Source organism: Bacillus sp. THAF10 (assembly GCF_009363695.1).
Lineage (GTDB): Bacteria > Bacillota > Bacilli > Bacillales > Bacillaceae_I > Sutcliffiella_A.
Window position 1 is genome coordinate 4,052,748 of the sequence record NZ_CP045403.1, and the last position, 14,950, is coordinate 4,067,697.

Annotated in this window: 10 protein-coding genes and 4 tRNA genes; all 14 read right to left on the reverse strand. The window is 42.9% G+C overall.

Annotated features, from left to right (window positions below):
* The 14 genes from FIU87_RS20660 to FIU87_RS20725 all read right to left on the reverse strand — a co-directional run bounded on the left by FIU87_RS20660 (position 1) and on the right by FIU87_RS20725 (position 14,945).
* Positions 1-792, reverse strand: a complete 792-nt coding sequence (locus FIU87_RS20660; protein WP_152446325.1) for a two-component system regulatory protein YycI — start codon at positions 790-792, stop codon at positions 1-3.
* A 3-nt stretch (positions 793-795) separates the two neighbouring features.
* On the reverse strand, positions 796-2,124 hold the full coding sequence (gene yycH / locus FIU87_RS20665; RefSeq protein WP_172971146.1) for a YycH family regulatory protein: 1,329 nt from the start codon (positions 2,122-2,124) through the stop codon (positions 796-798).
* Positions 2,121-3,956: a cell wall metabolism sensor histidine kinase WalK gene (gene walK / locus FIU87_RS20670; protein ID WP_152446327.1), complete on the reverse strand. Its 1,836-nt coding sequence runs from the start codon at positions 3,954-3,956 to the stop codon at positions 2,121-2,123. Before walK ends, yycH begins: the two co-directional genes overlap by 4 nt.
* Before the next feature lie 5 nt (positions 3,957-3,961).
* Positions 3,962-4,663 carry a response regulator YycF gene (yycF, locus tag FIU87_RS20675; RefSeq protein WP_152446328.1) on the reverse strand — a complete coding sequence of 234 codons (702 nt, stop codon included), beginning with the start codon at positions 4,661-4,663 and terminating at the stop codon, positions 3,962-3,964.
* Positions 4,664-5,036: 373 nt separating this feature from the next.
* On the reverse strand, positions 5,037-6,524 hold the full coding sequence (locus tag FIU87_RS20680) for a peptidoglycan DD-metalloendopeptidase family protein (RefSeq protein WP_152446329.1): 1,488 nt from the start codon (positions 6,522-6,524) through the stop codon (positions 5,037-5,039).
* Positions 6,525-7,727: 1,203 nt separating this feature from the next.
* Positions 7,728-7,800, reverse strand: a tRNA-Phe gene (locus FIU87_RS20685).
* A 27-nt stretch (positions 7,801-7,827) separates the two neighbouring features.
* A tRNA-Asp gene (locus FIU87_RS20690) sits at positions 7,828-7,903 on the reverse strand.
* 18 nt (positions 7,904-7,921) lie between these two features.
* Positions 7,922-7,996: transfer RNA gene (locus FIU87_RS20695), tRNA-Glu, on the reverse strand.
* Between the two features lie 5 nt (positions 7,997-8,001).
* Positions 8,002-8,077 (reverse strand) — tRNA-Lys (locus FIU87_RS20700).
* 461 nt (positions 8,078-8,538) lie between these two features.
* Positions 8,539-9,831 carry an adenylosuccinate synthase gene (locus FIU87_RS20705; protein WP_152446330.1) on the reverse strand — a complete coding sequence of 431 codons (1,293 nt, stop codon included), beginning with the start codon at positions 9,829-9,831 and terminating at the stop codon, positions 8,539-8,541.
* A 303-nt stretch (positions 9,832-10,134) separates the two neighbouring features.
* Positions 10,135-11,502 carry a replicative DNA helicase gene (gene dnaB, locus FIU87_RS20710; protein WP_152446331.1) on the reverse strand — a complete coding sequence of 456 codons (1,368 nt, stop codon included), beginning with the start codon at positions 11,500-11,502 and terminating at the stop codon, positions 10,135-10,137.
* Between the two features lie 62 nt (positions 11,503-11,564).
* A complete protein-coding gene (gene rplI / locus FIU87_RS20715) occupies positions 11,565-12,014 on the reverse strand; it encodes a 50S ribosomal protein L9 (RefSeq protein WP_152446332.1) in 450 nt (149 codons plus the stop codon).
* Positions 12,011-13,981, reverse strand: a complete 1,971-nt coding sequence (locus FIU87_RS20720) for a DHH family phosphoesterase (protein WP_152446333.1) — start codon at positions 13,979-13,981, stop codon at positions 12,011-12,013. Before FIU87_RS20720 ends, rplI begins: the two co-directional genes overlap by 4 nt.
* Before the next feature lie 25 nt (positions 13,982-14,006).
* Positions 14,007-14,945: a YybS family protein gene (locus FIU87_RS20725; RefSeq protein ID WP_152446334.1), complete on the reverse strand. Its 939-nt coding sequence runs from the start codon at positions 14,943-14,945 to the stop codon at positions 14,007-14,009.
* Between the last annotated feature and the right edge of the window lie 5 nt (positions 14,946-14,950).

The window sequence follows — 14,950 nt, forward strand, 5'->3', positions numbered from 1 at the left end:
TCACTCCAATGTTCTAGTTTCTTTTCTAATAGTCGATCCCTCAAATGCATTGACAAAGATGTCCTGATTATCGTTGATGACAATATGCCAGGTTGGTATTAACACATGCGAGTTGGTGGAGTCTAGCAGGGTAAAATAGCCAAGCTCCATATGACCAACATGACTTCTTGGTCGTAGGTCTCCTCTTTTATAGAGGTTTTCTAGCGTATCAATAACCGGAATAACATCCTGCTCTACGTCCATTTTTTCTAGGTTGGTGATAAACGTCTGTTCATAGGAGGTAATTTCTTTTAATTCATTCAGATACAGCTTTACCATTCCGTTTGAATTGCGGAAAATATCCTTGCCATCATACTTTTGGAAGAAGGTTAAGGTATTGTCTTGTGGGTCTAATCCCCAGAATGAATAGTCCTCTGCAAACAAGACTTGATCTTGGAAAATGGTGTTTAAGCGTTGGTTCGTATTTGATTCCGGCAGCTTTAACGGTTCTTCTAAAGATGCTAAAAGCTTTGTTTCCTCCACGCGCTCCACCGTCTGTCCTTTGTCTTGCAGAGTAGCTACATCTTCATCCGAGAAAATATAACTATTTCCACTTATATAGCTTTGTTTGGAAGGCGTTTTTGGCAGCTCTGCATAGGTGATTTCATCGATTTGAAATTGTTCTTCTAAGGACGATTCTGCCAACAGCTCGAGGTGGCTGCGGTCTCTTTTTTCGATGATTCTTGCACCAAGAAAAATATTTAGAATGAGAAACGTAATGATAAAGATGGTTTTTGTCTTTCTCCAATCCATCTCCTACCTTCCTCCTTCCAGGTCATCATTATCTGATAGAGTAATTTTTGACCATGAGTTTCCATCTGAGTAGATCCACACTGGCTCAAGAACGAGAATTCCATTTGAATTAGGATCCTTCTTTAAGTCGTACCCAACTCTAAGGACTTCGATTTTACTAATATCGATGTTCGCCTGCTGCAAATGGCGAATCACTCTGTTACCTGAAGGAAGCTCTTTTGTATCTTTAATGATTTCCAGACCAAACTCAAAAGATGGGCGAACATACTCACGAAGCTCATTGTTGCGCCAGGATTGGGTAATTGCCGCCACTCCCTCAGGATCCAAATTCACAATAGGGTAATCCCCTTTGTACATTCGAAAGGTTACCGTATGTTCAATCGGACTACGGCTCCAGCTATCAAGATTGTACGTTTCAATCGGCCCAGACCAGCCAGCATGCTCATTCACAAAGTCGATGCCGCGTTCAATGACGTTAAAATCAATATTGTTCCCCATGCGCGTATTACCAGGATTCACGTACTGCAGCTTTAAATCCTGCGAAAACACTCGCAGTAGTCGCGAATCGTCCCGGTAAACCTCGCCATCAAATAATTGATCATTGGTCACAATGCTCGGGTCATCGAACAAGGCATTTTTAAAGTCCTCAGGGTTTAGCTGATCAATATAATAGTTATAGGAACTCATTTTCTGTTCATCTTTTGTTGAAAGCGCAGGGTAAAATAAATATTTGCCCTCCCGATTTTCAATGGAAAGATACACAGGTAGGGTTCTCCCTGTTTGATAAAAGTTTCGTTCAAGCTCACTTAATACCAGGTTTTGCACTTTTGCTTGGTAGACCTGTTGCTCTTCGTAATTCACCAAATAAATGACAGGTTCCTCAGCTGAGGCTGCATCAAAATCCACGACGATACGGCTGATTGTCACATTGATTTCATTGTCTGAAAACCCGGTTAAATAGCGGAGCGTTGGCATCGGAATATCATCTGGAAACACAATCTCCATCTTTCTGTTTCCATGCATGAACTCATCAAAACGGCTTTGATTGATATTCATGTATTCAATATCGAATAAATTCCAGCGTTTAAATTCCTCGAGAAAGCGCGACACATCAATGGTGCCATGATGCTCTTCTGCGTAATGAAACAAAAGCATCGTTGGTTGTATGAGCTTACCGCTCTCCAGTGTCTCACTGATTTGCACGTCGCTAATAACCCGCTCACTGTCGATATAATCAAAGTCAGGCTGATAGGTCCATAAGTTCCAAGTAAGAACTAAGCTCATAATCACAAGGATTGTCAGTATTAAGGATTTCATATTTTCATATTTCATGACCATTCATCCTCTTGTTCTTCTTCAGAGATTGGCAAGGTAAAGTAAATGGTGGTCCCTTTTCCTTCCTCACTGGAAGCCCAAATATCGCCATCATGAGCTTGTATCATCTCTTTTGCGATCGCCAATCCTAAGCCTGTCCCACCTAGCATTCTGGTTCTCGCCTTATCCACCCGGTAAAAGCGTTCAAATATTTTATGAATATCGCCTTTTGGAATACCAACACCTTGATCGCTGATGCTCACTAGGATTTGATGTTCCGTTTCCTCGATATCCACCGTAAATTTAATGGTGCCACCTTCTGGAGAATACTTCATCGCATTGGAAATAATATTATCGAGCACTTGCGTAATCTTGTCGGTATCTAAAGAAACGAAGATTTCCTCTTTTGGAAGGCTTCTTACAAACGTAACGTTTTGAGATTTCGAGAGCTCAAAACGATCAATAATTCGGTTGAAAAAGGCAATAAAGTCAACGCGATCCTTGTAAAATTGATAGTCTTTTGAATCCATTTTTGATAATTGCAACAAGTCATTAACAAGGCGAATCATTCGTTCGGTTTCTGTTTGCGTCACATCTAAGAATCTTGGTGCAATTTCTTCGTCCTTCCACGCTCCTTCTGCGAGTGCGTCCAGATAACTACGCATTGTTGTCAGTGGCGTACGGAGCTCATGAGATACATTGGCAACAAATTCGCGTCGTTCCTCATCAATTTTTTCCTGCTCGGTAATATCATGTAAAACGGTAATGAGACCATTAACAAAGCCAGTTTCCTTCTGAATAATAGAGTTGCTGGCTCTTAGGATATATGGTTTTTTATCGGTACTGAAGTCTAAGATGAGTGATTCTTGTTCTGAAACGAGGAGTTCAAATGTATGCGTATCTTCTATCCCAAGAACTTCAATGATGGATTTATTCAGCACGGTTTCACGTGAAACATTCAGCATGCCAAGTGCAGGCTCATTAATAAGGATAATCCTACCCTTTCTGTCTGTGGCAAGTACGCCATCGGTCATATGGGCGAGAACAGAGCTAAGCTTTCTTCGCTCTCCTTCTGTCGTTGCCTGTGCCTCTTGTAGCTTCTTCGTTAGGTTGTTAAAAGAAAGAGCAAGCTGCCCAATTTCATCATTTCCATAGATTTTAACCTTCCTGGAAAAGTTCCCTCGTGCCATTTCCAGCGCTTGCTTTCTCATATCAGACATTGGTCGTGTAATGGTTTGCGCAAGCAGCACACCTAGAACAGCAGTCAGAGCAAGAGCGAGCGTCGTTCCTGTAGCAAAAATACTATTAATCTGCCGCATCTGCTCGTACACTTTTTCCATCGACGCCTCGATGTAGATGGCACCAATGACATCCTGATTATTTGATTTGACTGGACTAGCAATCAATAAATATCGATTGAGTGTGGGGGGATGAACCGCCATTTTTTCTTGCACTTCTTCTACAGCTAAAGCCCGTTTGATTAGAAGCTGCGTGGTTCTTTTTCCAACACTCGTTTGATTGTAGGGATTGGACGTCCCAAGAACCGTGCTTTTATTGTTCGTGATTCTGATTTCCGCTATATCATCCATCTTCACGTCCTGAAGCACGGTACGGATATCTTCTTCAATGGTTGGCGTCGTGTCATCCCGCTGTTTTTTCAGCTCTTGCTCAATACTATAAGCAAGAACATTGATTCGTTCTCTATAAGAGGTTTTAAAGTTATCCACCAGCTGACTTTCTAGCTTACTAACAAAATACACCCCGATAATTTGCATTGCCACTAAAATAAGCAACACATAAATCAACACAAACTTTAAGTGAATGGATCGAAAAAAACCTACTTTTTTCATGAACCTTATTCCTGCTCCGTTTGTCGCAGGTAATAGCCAACTCCTCTTCTTGTTACAATCCACGTTGGATGAGAAGGATTGTCTTCAATTTTTTCACGTAGGCGGCGCACCGTCACATCCACTGTTCGCACATCTCCATAATAATCATAGCCCCAAACCGTCTGAAGCAGATGCTCTCTCGTCATCACTTGTCCAATATGCTTAGCAAGATAGTGAAGAAGCTCAAATTCACGGTGTGTCAGCTCAATCATATCCCCGCGCTTTGTTACCATATACGCATCCGGGTGAATCACAAGGGAGCCAATGGCGATTTCAGATGGCTCTTCCGCATCGGAAGTTTTTTGCTGGTGGCGACGTAAATTCGCTTTCACACGAGCAATCAATTCTCGCGTACTAAAAGGCTTGGTAACATAATCGTCCGCTCCAAGCTCCAGGCCTAAAACTTTATCGATCTCAGAATCCTTCGCCGTTAACATAATGATGGGCATTTCATACTTTTTACGAACTTCTCTGCACACTTCCATGCCATCTCGTTGCGGCAGCATGATATCAAGCAAAATCAAATCAGGCTTTACTTCTTCTACCTTATTGACAGCTTCCTCTCCATCGTACGCGCAATGCACTTCATAGCCCTCTTTTTGAAGGTTGAATTTTAATATATCTGCAATTGGTTTTTCATCGTCTACCACTAATATCTTCTTTTCCATCTGGTTTCGCTCCTTCTCAACATTTACCTATTTATATCATTCAATATTTAAGAAAGCATTATACTACTTACTTTACCATGTACAGCAAAGGAGTGCATCTATAACGAAAATGGCGGGATAATTTGGTTGGTATCACTCATATTAACGTCGCTGTTGATTTTCGCAAATGGCTCCGCGTCCTGCGGGGCGATGCAGGAGCCTCCTCGACTACGCCTGTGGGGTCTCCTGCCAATCGCTTCATTCCCGCGGGAGTCTCCGCCTTTGCTACAGTCAACAGCTAGTAACCTCATTACTCAACCATCCTCTTTAAAAAGACCTTTCTTTATAACAAAAACCTCTAGCTAAACTTCCTAGTTGCTAGAGGTTGGTTGTTTTAATTTAAATATTGCATTGGATCTTTCAGTTTGCCGTTTTCACGTACTTCAAAGTGTAAATGAACGCCAGTCGATTGCCCTGTAGTCCCCATCACGCCGATCTTTCCGCCGCGGGAAACTGTTTGTCCAACAGAAACACTGATAGAGTCAAGGTGAGCATAGGTGGTTTTCATGCCATTTCCATGATTGATAATGACTTTATTTCCATAACCGCCATCCCAGCCAGCAAATTCGACTTTCCCATTGTCCGCAGCTTTAATCGTGCGGTCACTTGGTCTGGCAATATCAATGCCTTTATGCATTTTGCCCCAACGGTGTCCCATTTTACTGGAGACATATCCACCAACTGCAGGCCACGCAAGCGAACCAGTACCACGAGAAGGAATCACCTTTGTCCCTTTGATGACAATGTGTTTAACAGGCTCTTTGATGGTTTCTTCTTTCTTAATTTCAGTTTTAACCTTTATACCGTTTTCCTTTGTGGTAATGGCTACGATATTCTTTTCCCCGTTCTTCCCTTGTTGCTTAATTTTCGTTTCGCCTTTAGGAAGGTCTTTATCTTCAATAACTTCTTGCTCGTACGCAATTTCTTCGTTTTTCGATGTTTCTTTTTGCACAATAATTTTTAAATATGGAACTTTTGATGAAACATTTAACGTTTTCCCGATAGCCAATAGACTGTCCATCGCAATATCAGGATTCAGTTCAAGCAGCTCTTCGGAGGTCAAATCATGCTTTTCTGCAATATCTCCTAAAGAATCTCCTGCTGCTACTTCATATTTCTTTGCTGCTTTTGTTCCTTTTTTAAGGAGCTTTACCGCTTCTTTCACAGAAAGAATTTCTTTTGGCTCCACATTTTTTTCAGAAAATGAAACTTTTTCATCAATGCTTACGTCTAATAAACGAGACTCATCATTCTTAAGCTCTGGAAGCTCTTTTGATTTATCGAGTTTCTCTAGTGCTTTTAATTCCTTTTTAGAGACAAAATCCAATTTCAGTGTCTCTAATACTTCTTCCGCATCTTGTTTATTTTTAAGCAGCACAACCTCTTTCCCATCAATCACGAATGCAGAGGCAGTTGCCTTCACTTCTACTTTTTCAACAGCTGCGTTAATAGTTTTTTGATCATTCGCAACCGGTCTGAACACTTTTTCAGGAACCACCTTTAGCTGGTTGCCGACCGTAAGCTCTAAATCCTTGTACTCTTTCTGAGCCTTTTCTAGTTTCGTGTCAACCGCAGAATCCAACGCTTCTTTGTCTTCCACAGCACCGATACGCTCTCCATTTACATAGACATGATAGATTGTTCCAAGTAGAGAGCTTCCACTAGCATGAACAGCGACCGCACCTAATGTAATCGTAGAAGCTGCGACAGTAGAAACCATCAGTCTTTTTGCAAAAACAGAAAGTCCTTTTTCTTTAGATGTATGTTTAGTATTTAGTTTTTTTGTGTATGTAGTTAGTATATGTTTTATTCGGTTCATCATGGTACAGTTCCCCCTGATTTCTTCCCCGTTACATTAACAGTTTTAATAGAGTCGTAGGTATCCCTATCCTTTCCTAGGACAAATGTTACCTATTTCAAATTTCCCGACTACTTTACCATACCATAAGTCTGTATTCTAATAGAATAGTAGAACAAAAGATGTAATATAACTGTATTGTTTTTGTCATATTTAGGCGATTTATAGGGGTTTTTCCTTATTATGGGTGATTTTCTGGGTATTTTTTCGTTATAACGATGGTCATGGATGATTTTTGTGGAGATTTTATCCTGTATTATTACACGGTAGTAACAGTTGGGGTGGGGTAGGACAGCTGAATAGGTGTGGAGTAGGTGGGTACAGGCCGATTTTGAGGAGCGGGCTGTTTTTTTTGTGTGGTTTTTGGGGGAAATGAGATGATGTGGTTTTAATGCTTGGGTGTTGGGATAAGATTGGAGGGTGAGGCGGAAGTGAGGGCTTGAGTCGCGCCTTATCGGACAATTTTTAGGCGTGGAGCCGAAAAGAGGTCTTGACCCGTGACTTATCGGACATTTTTCGGGCGTGGGGCCGAAAAGAGGTCTTGAACCCCGCTTTATCGGACATTTTTTGGGTATGGATCCTAAAAGAGGTCTTGAGCACGCTTATATCGGACATTTTTCGGGCGTGGGGCACAAAAGAGGTCTTGAACCCCGCTTTATCGGACAATTTTCGGACGTGGGGCCCAAAAGAGGTCTTGACCCTCGCCTTATCGGACATTTTTCGGGCGTGGAGCCGAAAAGAGGTCTTGAACCTTGCTTTATCTGACATTTTTTGGGTGTGGAGCTGAAAAGAGGTCTTGAACCCCGCTTTATCGGACATTTTTCGGACGTGGGGCACAAAAGAGGTCTTGAATCCCGCTTTATCGGACAATTTTCGGGCGTGGGACCGAAAAGAGGTCTTGACCCGCGCCTTATCGGACAATTTTCGGGCGTGGGGCCCAAAAGAGGTCTTGAACCTCGCTTTATCGGACATTTTTTGGGTGTGGAGCTGAAAAGAGGTCTTGAGCACGCTTATATCGGACAATTTTCGGACGTGGGGCTCAAAAGAGGTCTTGACCCTCGCCTTATCGGACATTTTCCGGGGTGGGACGATAAAGCAACAAATATAACTATAATGGCCATAAAACAAAAAACAGCACATTCCCTAAGGAAGTGCTGCTTTTTAAGATGGCTCGGGACGGAATCGAACCGCCGACACATGGATTTTCAGTCCATTGCTCTACCAACTGAGCTACCGAGCCGATAACTTGCTATGTTATGTATAAAAATGGCGGTCCCGACCGGGATCGAACCGGCGATCTCCTGCGTGACAGGCAGGCATGTTAACCGCTACACCACGGGACCTTATATCTTTATAAAAATTGGTGACCCATACGGGATTCGAACCCGTGTTACCGCCGTGAAAGGGCGGTGTCTTAACCGCTTGACCAATGGGCCTTAAATGGTGTGCCATGAAGGACTCGAACCTTCGACCCTCTGATTAAAAGTCAGATGCTCTACCGACTGAGCTAATGGCACATATCATGTCGACAATCTTACCAACTATGTATCTAGCAGATGTCTTTTGACGACGTTTTTAATAATAGCACATTATTGACGTATTGTGCAATAGCTTTTTTTGTTTTTTTTTGAAACCGAGTATATATATATTCTCTGCATCACATTTCGTTTTCTAGTTCCAGTTTTCTAAGTATAGAAACGCGCTAAGACATCACTTTTTTTACTACACCGATCTTTTTTGATGCAGAAACCTTCTCTAGACATCTCGTTTCTTCTCCGCCACGCTTTTTTTGATGAATAGAAACACTCTAGACATCTCATTATTGCTCCGCACCGCTTTATTTAATATAGAAAAAAGCATCATTCCAACCTAAATACCAAAAACCCCTCCTCCCAAACTCGGGAAAAGGGGCACAATACGCACGCGGCACACATCCCACATCCAAAATGCAGACATGCATCACGCGACACTTCATCTATTATCTCGTTGCATACACACTACGTACAACATTCGTCTGAGAGCGATCTGGTCCCACAGAGAAGATAGACAATGGGATACCAGTTAATTGAGACACGCGCTCAATGTAGTGGCGAGCGTTCTCAGGAAGCTCACTTAAGCTCTTCACGCCTGTAATGTCTTCTGTCCAGCCTGGCATTTCTTCGTATACTGGTTCGCAATCTGCCAGCACTTTCAAGCTTGCTGGGAAGGACTCCATTACTTCGCCTTTATATTTATAAGCAACACAAATTTTCAGTGTTTCAATTCCTGTTAAGACGTCGATGGAATTCAAAGATAGGTCAGTCATTCCACTCACGCGACGAGCGTGGCGGACAACAACGCTGTCAAACCAGCCAACACGTCGTGGGCGGCCTGTGGTAGTGCCGTATTCTCTTCCGACTTCTCGGATTTGATCGCCAATTTCGTTGTTTAATTCCGTTGGGAACGGGCCATCACCAACACGAGTGGTGTATGCTTTTGCTACGCCAACTACGTGCTCAATTTTAGACGGACCAACACCAGAACCGATCGTCACGCCACCTGCAACTGGGTTGGAGGAGGTTACGAATGGGTATGTTCCTTGGTCGATATCCAACATAACGCCTTGAGCGCCTTCAAAAAGAACGCGGCGGCCTTCGTCAAGGGCATCGTTTAAGACAACAGACGTGTCTGTTACGTATTTTGCGAACTGCTGTCCGTACTGATAGTATTCTTCGAAGATTTCTTCAAGTGTGAAGCCTTCTGTTTCGTACATTCTTTCAAGCAGACGGTTTTTTTCTGCAAGGTTGTGCGTTAGTTTTTCTTCAAATGTTTCACGATCAAGAAGGTCGGCAATACGAATTCCTACACGAGCTGCTTTATCCATGTAGGCAGGGCCGATTCCTTTTTTCGTTGTGCCGATTTTGTTGGCACCTTTGCGCTCTTCTTCTACCTCATCAAGCTTTAAGTGGTACGGCAAGATAACGTGTGCGCGATTAGAAATGCGGAGGTTGTCTGTGTTAATTCCGCGGTCGTGCAAGTATTTTAGCTCTGCAATTAATGCTTTCGGGTCGACAACCATGCCGTTTCCGATAACACAAATTTTATCATTGTAAAAAATCCCAGAAGGAATTAAGTGTAATTTATACGTTTCACCATTGAATTTGATTGTGTGACCTGCATTGTTACCACCTTGGTAACGTGCGATTAGCTCTGCATTCTCTGAAAGGAAGTCGGTAATTTTCCCTTTTCCTTCGTCTCCCCATTGTGTTCCTACTACGACTACTGATGCCATAGTTCGTACACCTCCACTGTTATGTAGACTTTAGTAACTATTACTTTTTTCAAACCACAGTAAGTTTATCAGCTGAACATGAGAAAGTCAACCGAAAACACGAACATTAAATTCCTATTACATATATTTGTTCGTGAATAATTAATTATCTTATCTTATGAACACTATTGATTTTCGCAAATAGCTCCGCGTCCTCCGGGGCGATGGAGTCTCCGCCTCTGCTACAATCAACAACAGTCTCTAATTAAGCTTTTAACAAAAACGCACAACAAAAAAGCATCCACAAGATGCAGATGCTTTTTATTATGCCCCTGGAGGGACGGATTCATCATCAAATCGTCGTTCTAGGTTGACGAATTTGTTGTATTCTTTTACGAATGCGAGCGAGACCGTTCCAACTGGGCCGTTACGTTGCTTGGCTAGAATGATTTCAATGATGTTTTTGTTTTCGGATTCTTTGTCGTAGTAATCATCACGGTAGAGGAAGCCTACGATGTCGGCATCCTGCTCGATACTTCCGGATTCACGAATGTCAGACATCATTGGGCGCTTGTCTTGACGTTGCTCTACACCACGAGATAACTGGGACAGGGCGATAACTGGGACTTCTAGTTCCCTTGCTAGTGCTTTTAGGGAACGGGAGATTTCGGAAACCTCCTGCTGACGGTTTTCGCCACCGCCACGACCGCTACCTTGGATAAGTTGAAGGTAGTCAATCAGGATCATTCCTAGTCCACTTTCCTGCTTCAAGCGACGGCATTTGGAGCGAATTTCACTCACGCGGATACCAGGTGTGTCGTCGATGTAGATGCCCGCATTAGACAGGCTTCCCATCGCCATCGTCAGCTTGCTCCAGTCTTCTGCGGTGAGCTGACCTGTACGAAGGTTTTGGGCGTTAATATTGCCCTCGGCACAAAGCATACGCATGACAAGCTGCTCTGCTCCCATCTCGAGACTGAAGATGGCAACATTTTCACGAGCTTTCGTGGCAACGTTTTGGGCGATATTTAGGGCGAACGCCGTTTTTCCCACGGAAGGACGGGCAGCAATGATGATGAGATCGTTTCGCTGAAAGCCCGCGGTCATTCGGTCTAGCTCCGTGAAGCCTGTTTCGATACCGGTGATTTCTCCCTTACGGTTATGAAGGGTTTCGATGTTATCGTAGGTTTTGACGAGTACATCTTTAATGTTTTGGAACACACCGGAGTTTTTTCGCTGGGACACTTCTAGAATCTGCTTTTCCGCTTCATTTAGAAGGCCTGCTACTTCGTCTTCACGGGTGTAGCCTTCTTGGGCGATATTGGTTGCTGTGCGAATGAGGCGACGGAGAATCGATTTTTCTTCGACGATTTTCGCGTAGTATTCGATATTGGCTGCTGTAGGGACCGAGCCGGCAATGTCACTCAAGTAGGAAACGCCGCCGACTTCCTCAAGGAGCTTTAGGTTTGCAAGCTCTGAAGTGACGGTTACAAGGTCGACAGGCTCGCCGCGGTCCGATAGGTTTAACATGCAGTCGAAGATTTTTTGGTGAGATGCACGGTAAAAGTCATCTGGCATGACTAGCTCAGCTGCCAGTGTTAGCGCTTGTGGCTCCAGAAAAATGGCTCCGATTACTGCTTGTTCTGCTTCAATATTTTGCGGTGGTATTCTTTCTGTAAACAAATCATTCATCCTTGCTCCTCCTCCCTTTTAGAATAATTCATAAAGAAAACTCGGCGTATGCCGAGCATCCTTTAGTTCTGTTCGGTTACGTGAACCTTTAGGGTTGCGGTAACTTCTGTGTGCAGTTTTACGGGTACGTTGGTGTAGCCTAATGCGCGGATGGCATCGTTTAGTTCCATTTTGCGTTTATCGATCTTTATTTTATGCTTCTTTTGAAGCTCTTCAGCAATTTGTTTGGTGGTGATGGAACCGAATAATCGGCCGCCTTCCCCTGCTTTTGTTTGGAACTCCAGGGTAAGCTTTTCTAGTGTTTCTTTAAGTTTTTTAGCATTTTCGAGCTCTTGTTCTGCTTCTTTTGCTTCTTTGTTTTTTTGAGCTTCCAATGATTTAAGGTTACCACTTGATGCTTCCATCGCCAACCCTTGTTTTAGTAGAAAATTATGGGCATAGCCGTCCGCTACGTTTTTTACTTCCCCTTTTTTTCCTTTTCCTTTTACATCTTTTAAAAATATTACCCTCATTCCTTGGAACCTCCTTCTAAGTATTCAGTGATTGCTTGTTTTAATTCTACTTCTGCTTCTTCTAGGGTCGTATTTAGCTGTGTGGCCGCGTTCGTCAGGTGACCTCCGCCTCCGAGGCTTTCCATTACTACCTGCACGTTCACATCGCCAAGTGACCTCGCGCTGATGCTGACCTGGTTGTCACTTCGGTGTGCGATTACGAAGGATGTGTTGATGTCACTCATGGCGAGCAGCGTATCGGCTGCCTGGGCAATCATGACTTGGTCAAAAATCTCTTCTGGCACTCCTTTGGCAATAACAATGCCATCTCGATATAAATAAGCACTCTCAATGAGCTTGGCTCTTTTTACAAATTGGTCGAGATTTTCTTTTAATAGCTTTTGTACAAGAATGGTATCTGCGCCTTGTGAGCGTAGATAGGACGCTGCATCAAAGGTACGCGATCCTGTTCGGACTGTGAAGCTTTTTGTATCTACTATTATACCAGCAAGCAGGGCGGTTGCTTCAAGCATCGTGATTTTGATGCGCTTTGGCTGATACTGCAGAAGCTCAGTGACAAGCTCTGCGGTGGAGGATGCGTAAGGCTCCATATAGACAAGTAGTGGGTCTTCAATGAAGTCCTCTCCACGACGGTGATGGTCAATGACGACCACATTTTCTATTTTATGAAGCAGCTTTTCTTCAATCACAAGTGATGGTTTGTGCGTGTCGACTACCACTAACAGCGTGTCATTGCTTGCCATTTCTAGTGCTTCCTCTGGGGAAACAAATTTTTTCCAAAGCTCTTCATGGCCTTTTAGTTCTTCTAAAAGACGGTGAATACCAGCGTCCATTTCATTTTGGTTGAGGACGATGTAGGCATCCTTTTGGTTTAATTCTGCTACTTTGGCAATGCCGATTGCCGCTCCAAGCGCGTCCATATCCGGATAGCGGTGTCCCATAATGATTACCTTGTCACTTTCATGGACAAGCTCCTTTAGCGCATGGGAGATGACGCGGGCACGGACGCGGGTACGTTTTTCCATCGGATTGGTTTTGCCACCGTAGAAACGGACCTTACCGTTCGTTTGTTTAATCGCTACTTGGTCTCCCCCTCGTCCTAAGGCAAGGTCAAGGCTTGATTGTGCTAGGTGACCAAGCTCAGGCAGCGACGGCACCCCTGTACCAATCCCTACACTTAACGTTAACGGAATGTTTTGTTTTGATGTTTGTTCACGTACCTCATCGAGGATAGAAAACTTACTTTTTTCCAGTTGAATAAGGATGTGTTCATTTAAGACGACAATAAAGCGCTCGGTTGATGTTCTTTTTAAGAATAGGCCATTTTCCATTGCCCATTTATTGATGATGGAGGTAACCTGGCTGTTAATGGAGCTTTTCGTTTGGTCGTCCATTCCTTGCGTTACTTCATCATAATTATCTAGAAAAATAATGCCGAGTACGGTGCGCTCATCCTCGTACAATTTTTCGATATGCGTTTGTTCGGTAATATCAAAAAAGTAAAGAAGTCTCTCTGCCTTTTTAATGACCACTTTATACTTTCGGTCGTGAAGCGAGATGGACTCTGTTTCAATTTCTTGCTTTAAAAATGGAATTAAGTTTTCGCCAACATCATAGAGGGATCTTCCTACAAGCGTTTCCTCGTGAAAGCAGGAGGCCAAAAAGGGGTTTGTCCATTCTATTTGGTAGTCGTCATTGTACAGCATAATTCCAATTGGCATTTCCATTAGTGCTTCTTCTCCTACCTTTTTTAAGCGGTAGGACAGGGTGGATATGTATGCTTCCATTTCTTTTTTCGCTTTTTGTTCGACCTTGATGTAGAGATAAACAACCAAGCCTAGGAGCAGAAAGCTTACTATCCCAATTTGCCATTGGAAAAACACAATGATCCCTAGTTGTATTAAGGCAATCACAAAAAGCAAATACACGGGATAACGCAAATTAAGTTTTTCAAAATAATTAGGCATGTATTATCAGCTCCTAATTAACCATTTACTTTTTTGGTTGTATTTTGTCTCGTAACGGAAAACCCATATCAATAATTCCTATCATTCTTATTATATAGACCAGCGGAGTGATTAGAAAGGATAATATTAAAACCGTTATCGGTAATGCTTTATGAATACCCTTTTTATGACAATAAAAAAACACGAATGAGTAGCCTTGAACGGTCAATAAAAGCGTAAGAATAAAGGTTAGGTTTAGAATCGCCATAAACATGGTGCTGCCTTCCTCTGGCTGTGTAAACGAAATAAGTAGGACCAAAAGATAGTACCATAGCAAGCTCTTTGGCAGCTGCAATTCCCGAAACGGAGGAAAGGAGCTAACCTCTATTTTCAAGCGTTTGACGATAAAAACCGTGATTAATTGCGTGAAATACGCATGCGTAATGGAAGTAAGGACAAACAAGGCTGGTAGCAGGTAATTTGTATATTTTACCATATTCTTCATTGCTTCCATCGTTTTTTCGGCATTTTCTTGTCCTAACGCAGTAGCTATGGCAACAGATGCCTCTATCGATTCGTTGACAGATGCATTTACCATGTCCATGATATCAATATTAAATAGTACAATGGCCACCACATAAGCAATGATGTAATTAATCAGGTAGACGCCGGTGGCCGCTCCTAAAATAGCATAACGATTTGCCTTTTGAGAGATTAGGTGCCCCATTATTAAGCCCACTGTACTTGCCGGTATACTTAAAACTAATGCCAGCGGAGAGCCTAAGAGAACACTCAAAATTGCCGCAGGGATGAGGAGCCAAATTCCCACTTTCCATCCGTTTCTGACAGTGAAAATGACAATAGGGGCAGCCATTGCCAAAAAGGTGATGAGTCCAATGAGAGGAACATAAAGCGTCATCAGCATTAAGAGAGTAAAGATGCCGAGCATAATTGCTCCTTCGGTTATATGTTTTGCTTCCTTCACTAATT

Coding starts and splice junctions, on each gene's coding strand:
- FIU87_RS20680 (WP_152446329.1), bottom strand. CDS start 6,524: ATGATGAACCGAATAAAACATATACTAACTACATACACAAAAAAACTA.
- yycF (WP_152446328.1), bottom strand. CDS start 4,663: ATGGAAAAGAAGATATTAGTGGTAGACGATGAAAAACCAATTGCAGAT.
- rplI (WP_152446332.1), bottom strand. CDS start 12,014: ATGAGGGTAATATTTTTAAAAGATGTAAAAGGAAAAGGAAAAAAAGGG.
- walK (WP_152446327.1), bottom strand. CDS start 3,956: ATGAAAAAAGTAGGTTTTTTTCGATCCATTCACTTAAAGTTTGTGTTG.
- FIU87_RS20660 (WP_152446325.1), bottom strand. CDS start 792: ATGGATTGGAGAAAGACAAAAACCATCTTTATCATTACGTTTCTCATT.
- dnaB (WP_152446331.1), bottom strand. CDS start 11,502: ATGAATGATTTGTTTACAGAAAGAATACCACCGCAAAATATTGAAGCA.
- yycH (WP_172971146.1), bottom strand. CDS start 2,124: ATGAAATATGAAAATATGAAATCCTTAATACTGACAATCCTTGTGATT.
- FIU87_RS20720 (WP_152446333.1), bottom strand. CDS start 13,981: ATGCCTAATTATTTTGAAAAACTTAATTTGCGTTATCCCGTGTATTTG.
- FIU87_RS20705 (WP_152446330.1), bottom strand. CDS start 9,831: ATGGCATCAGTAGTCGTAGTAGGAACACAATGGGGAGACGAAGGAAAA.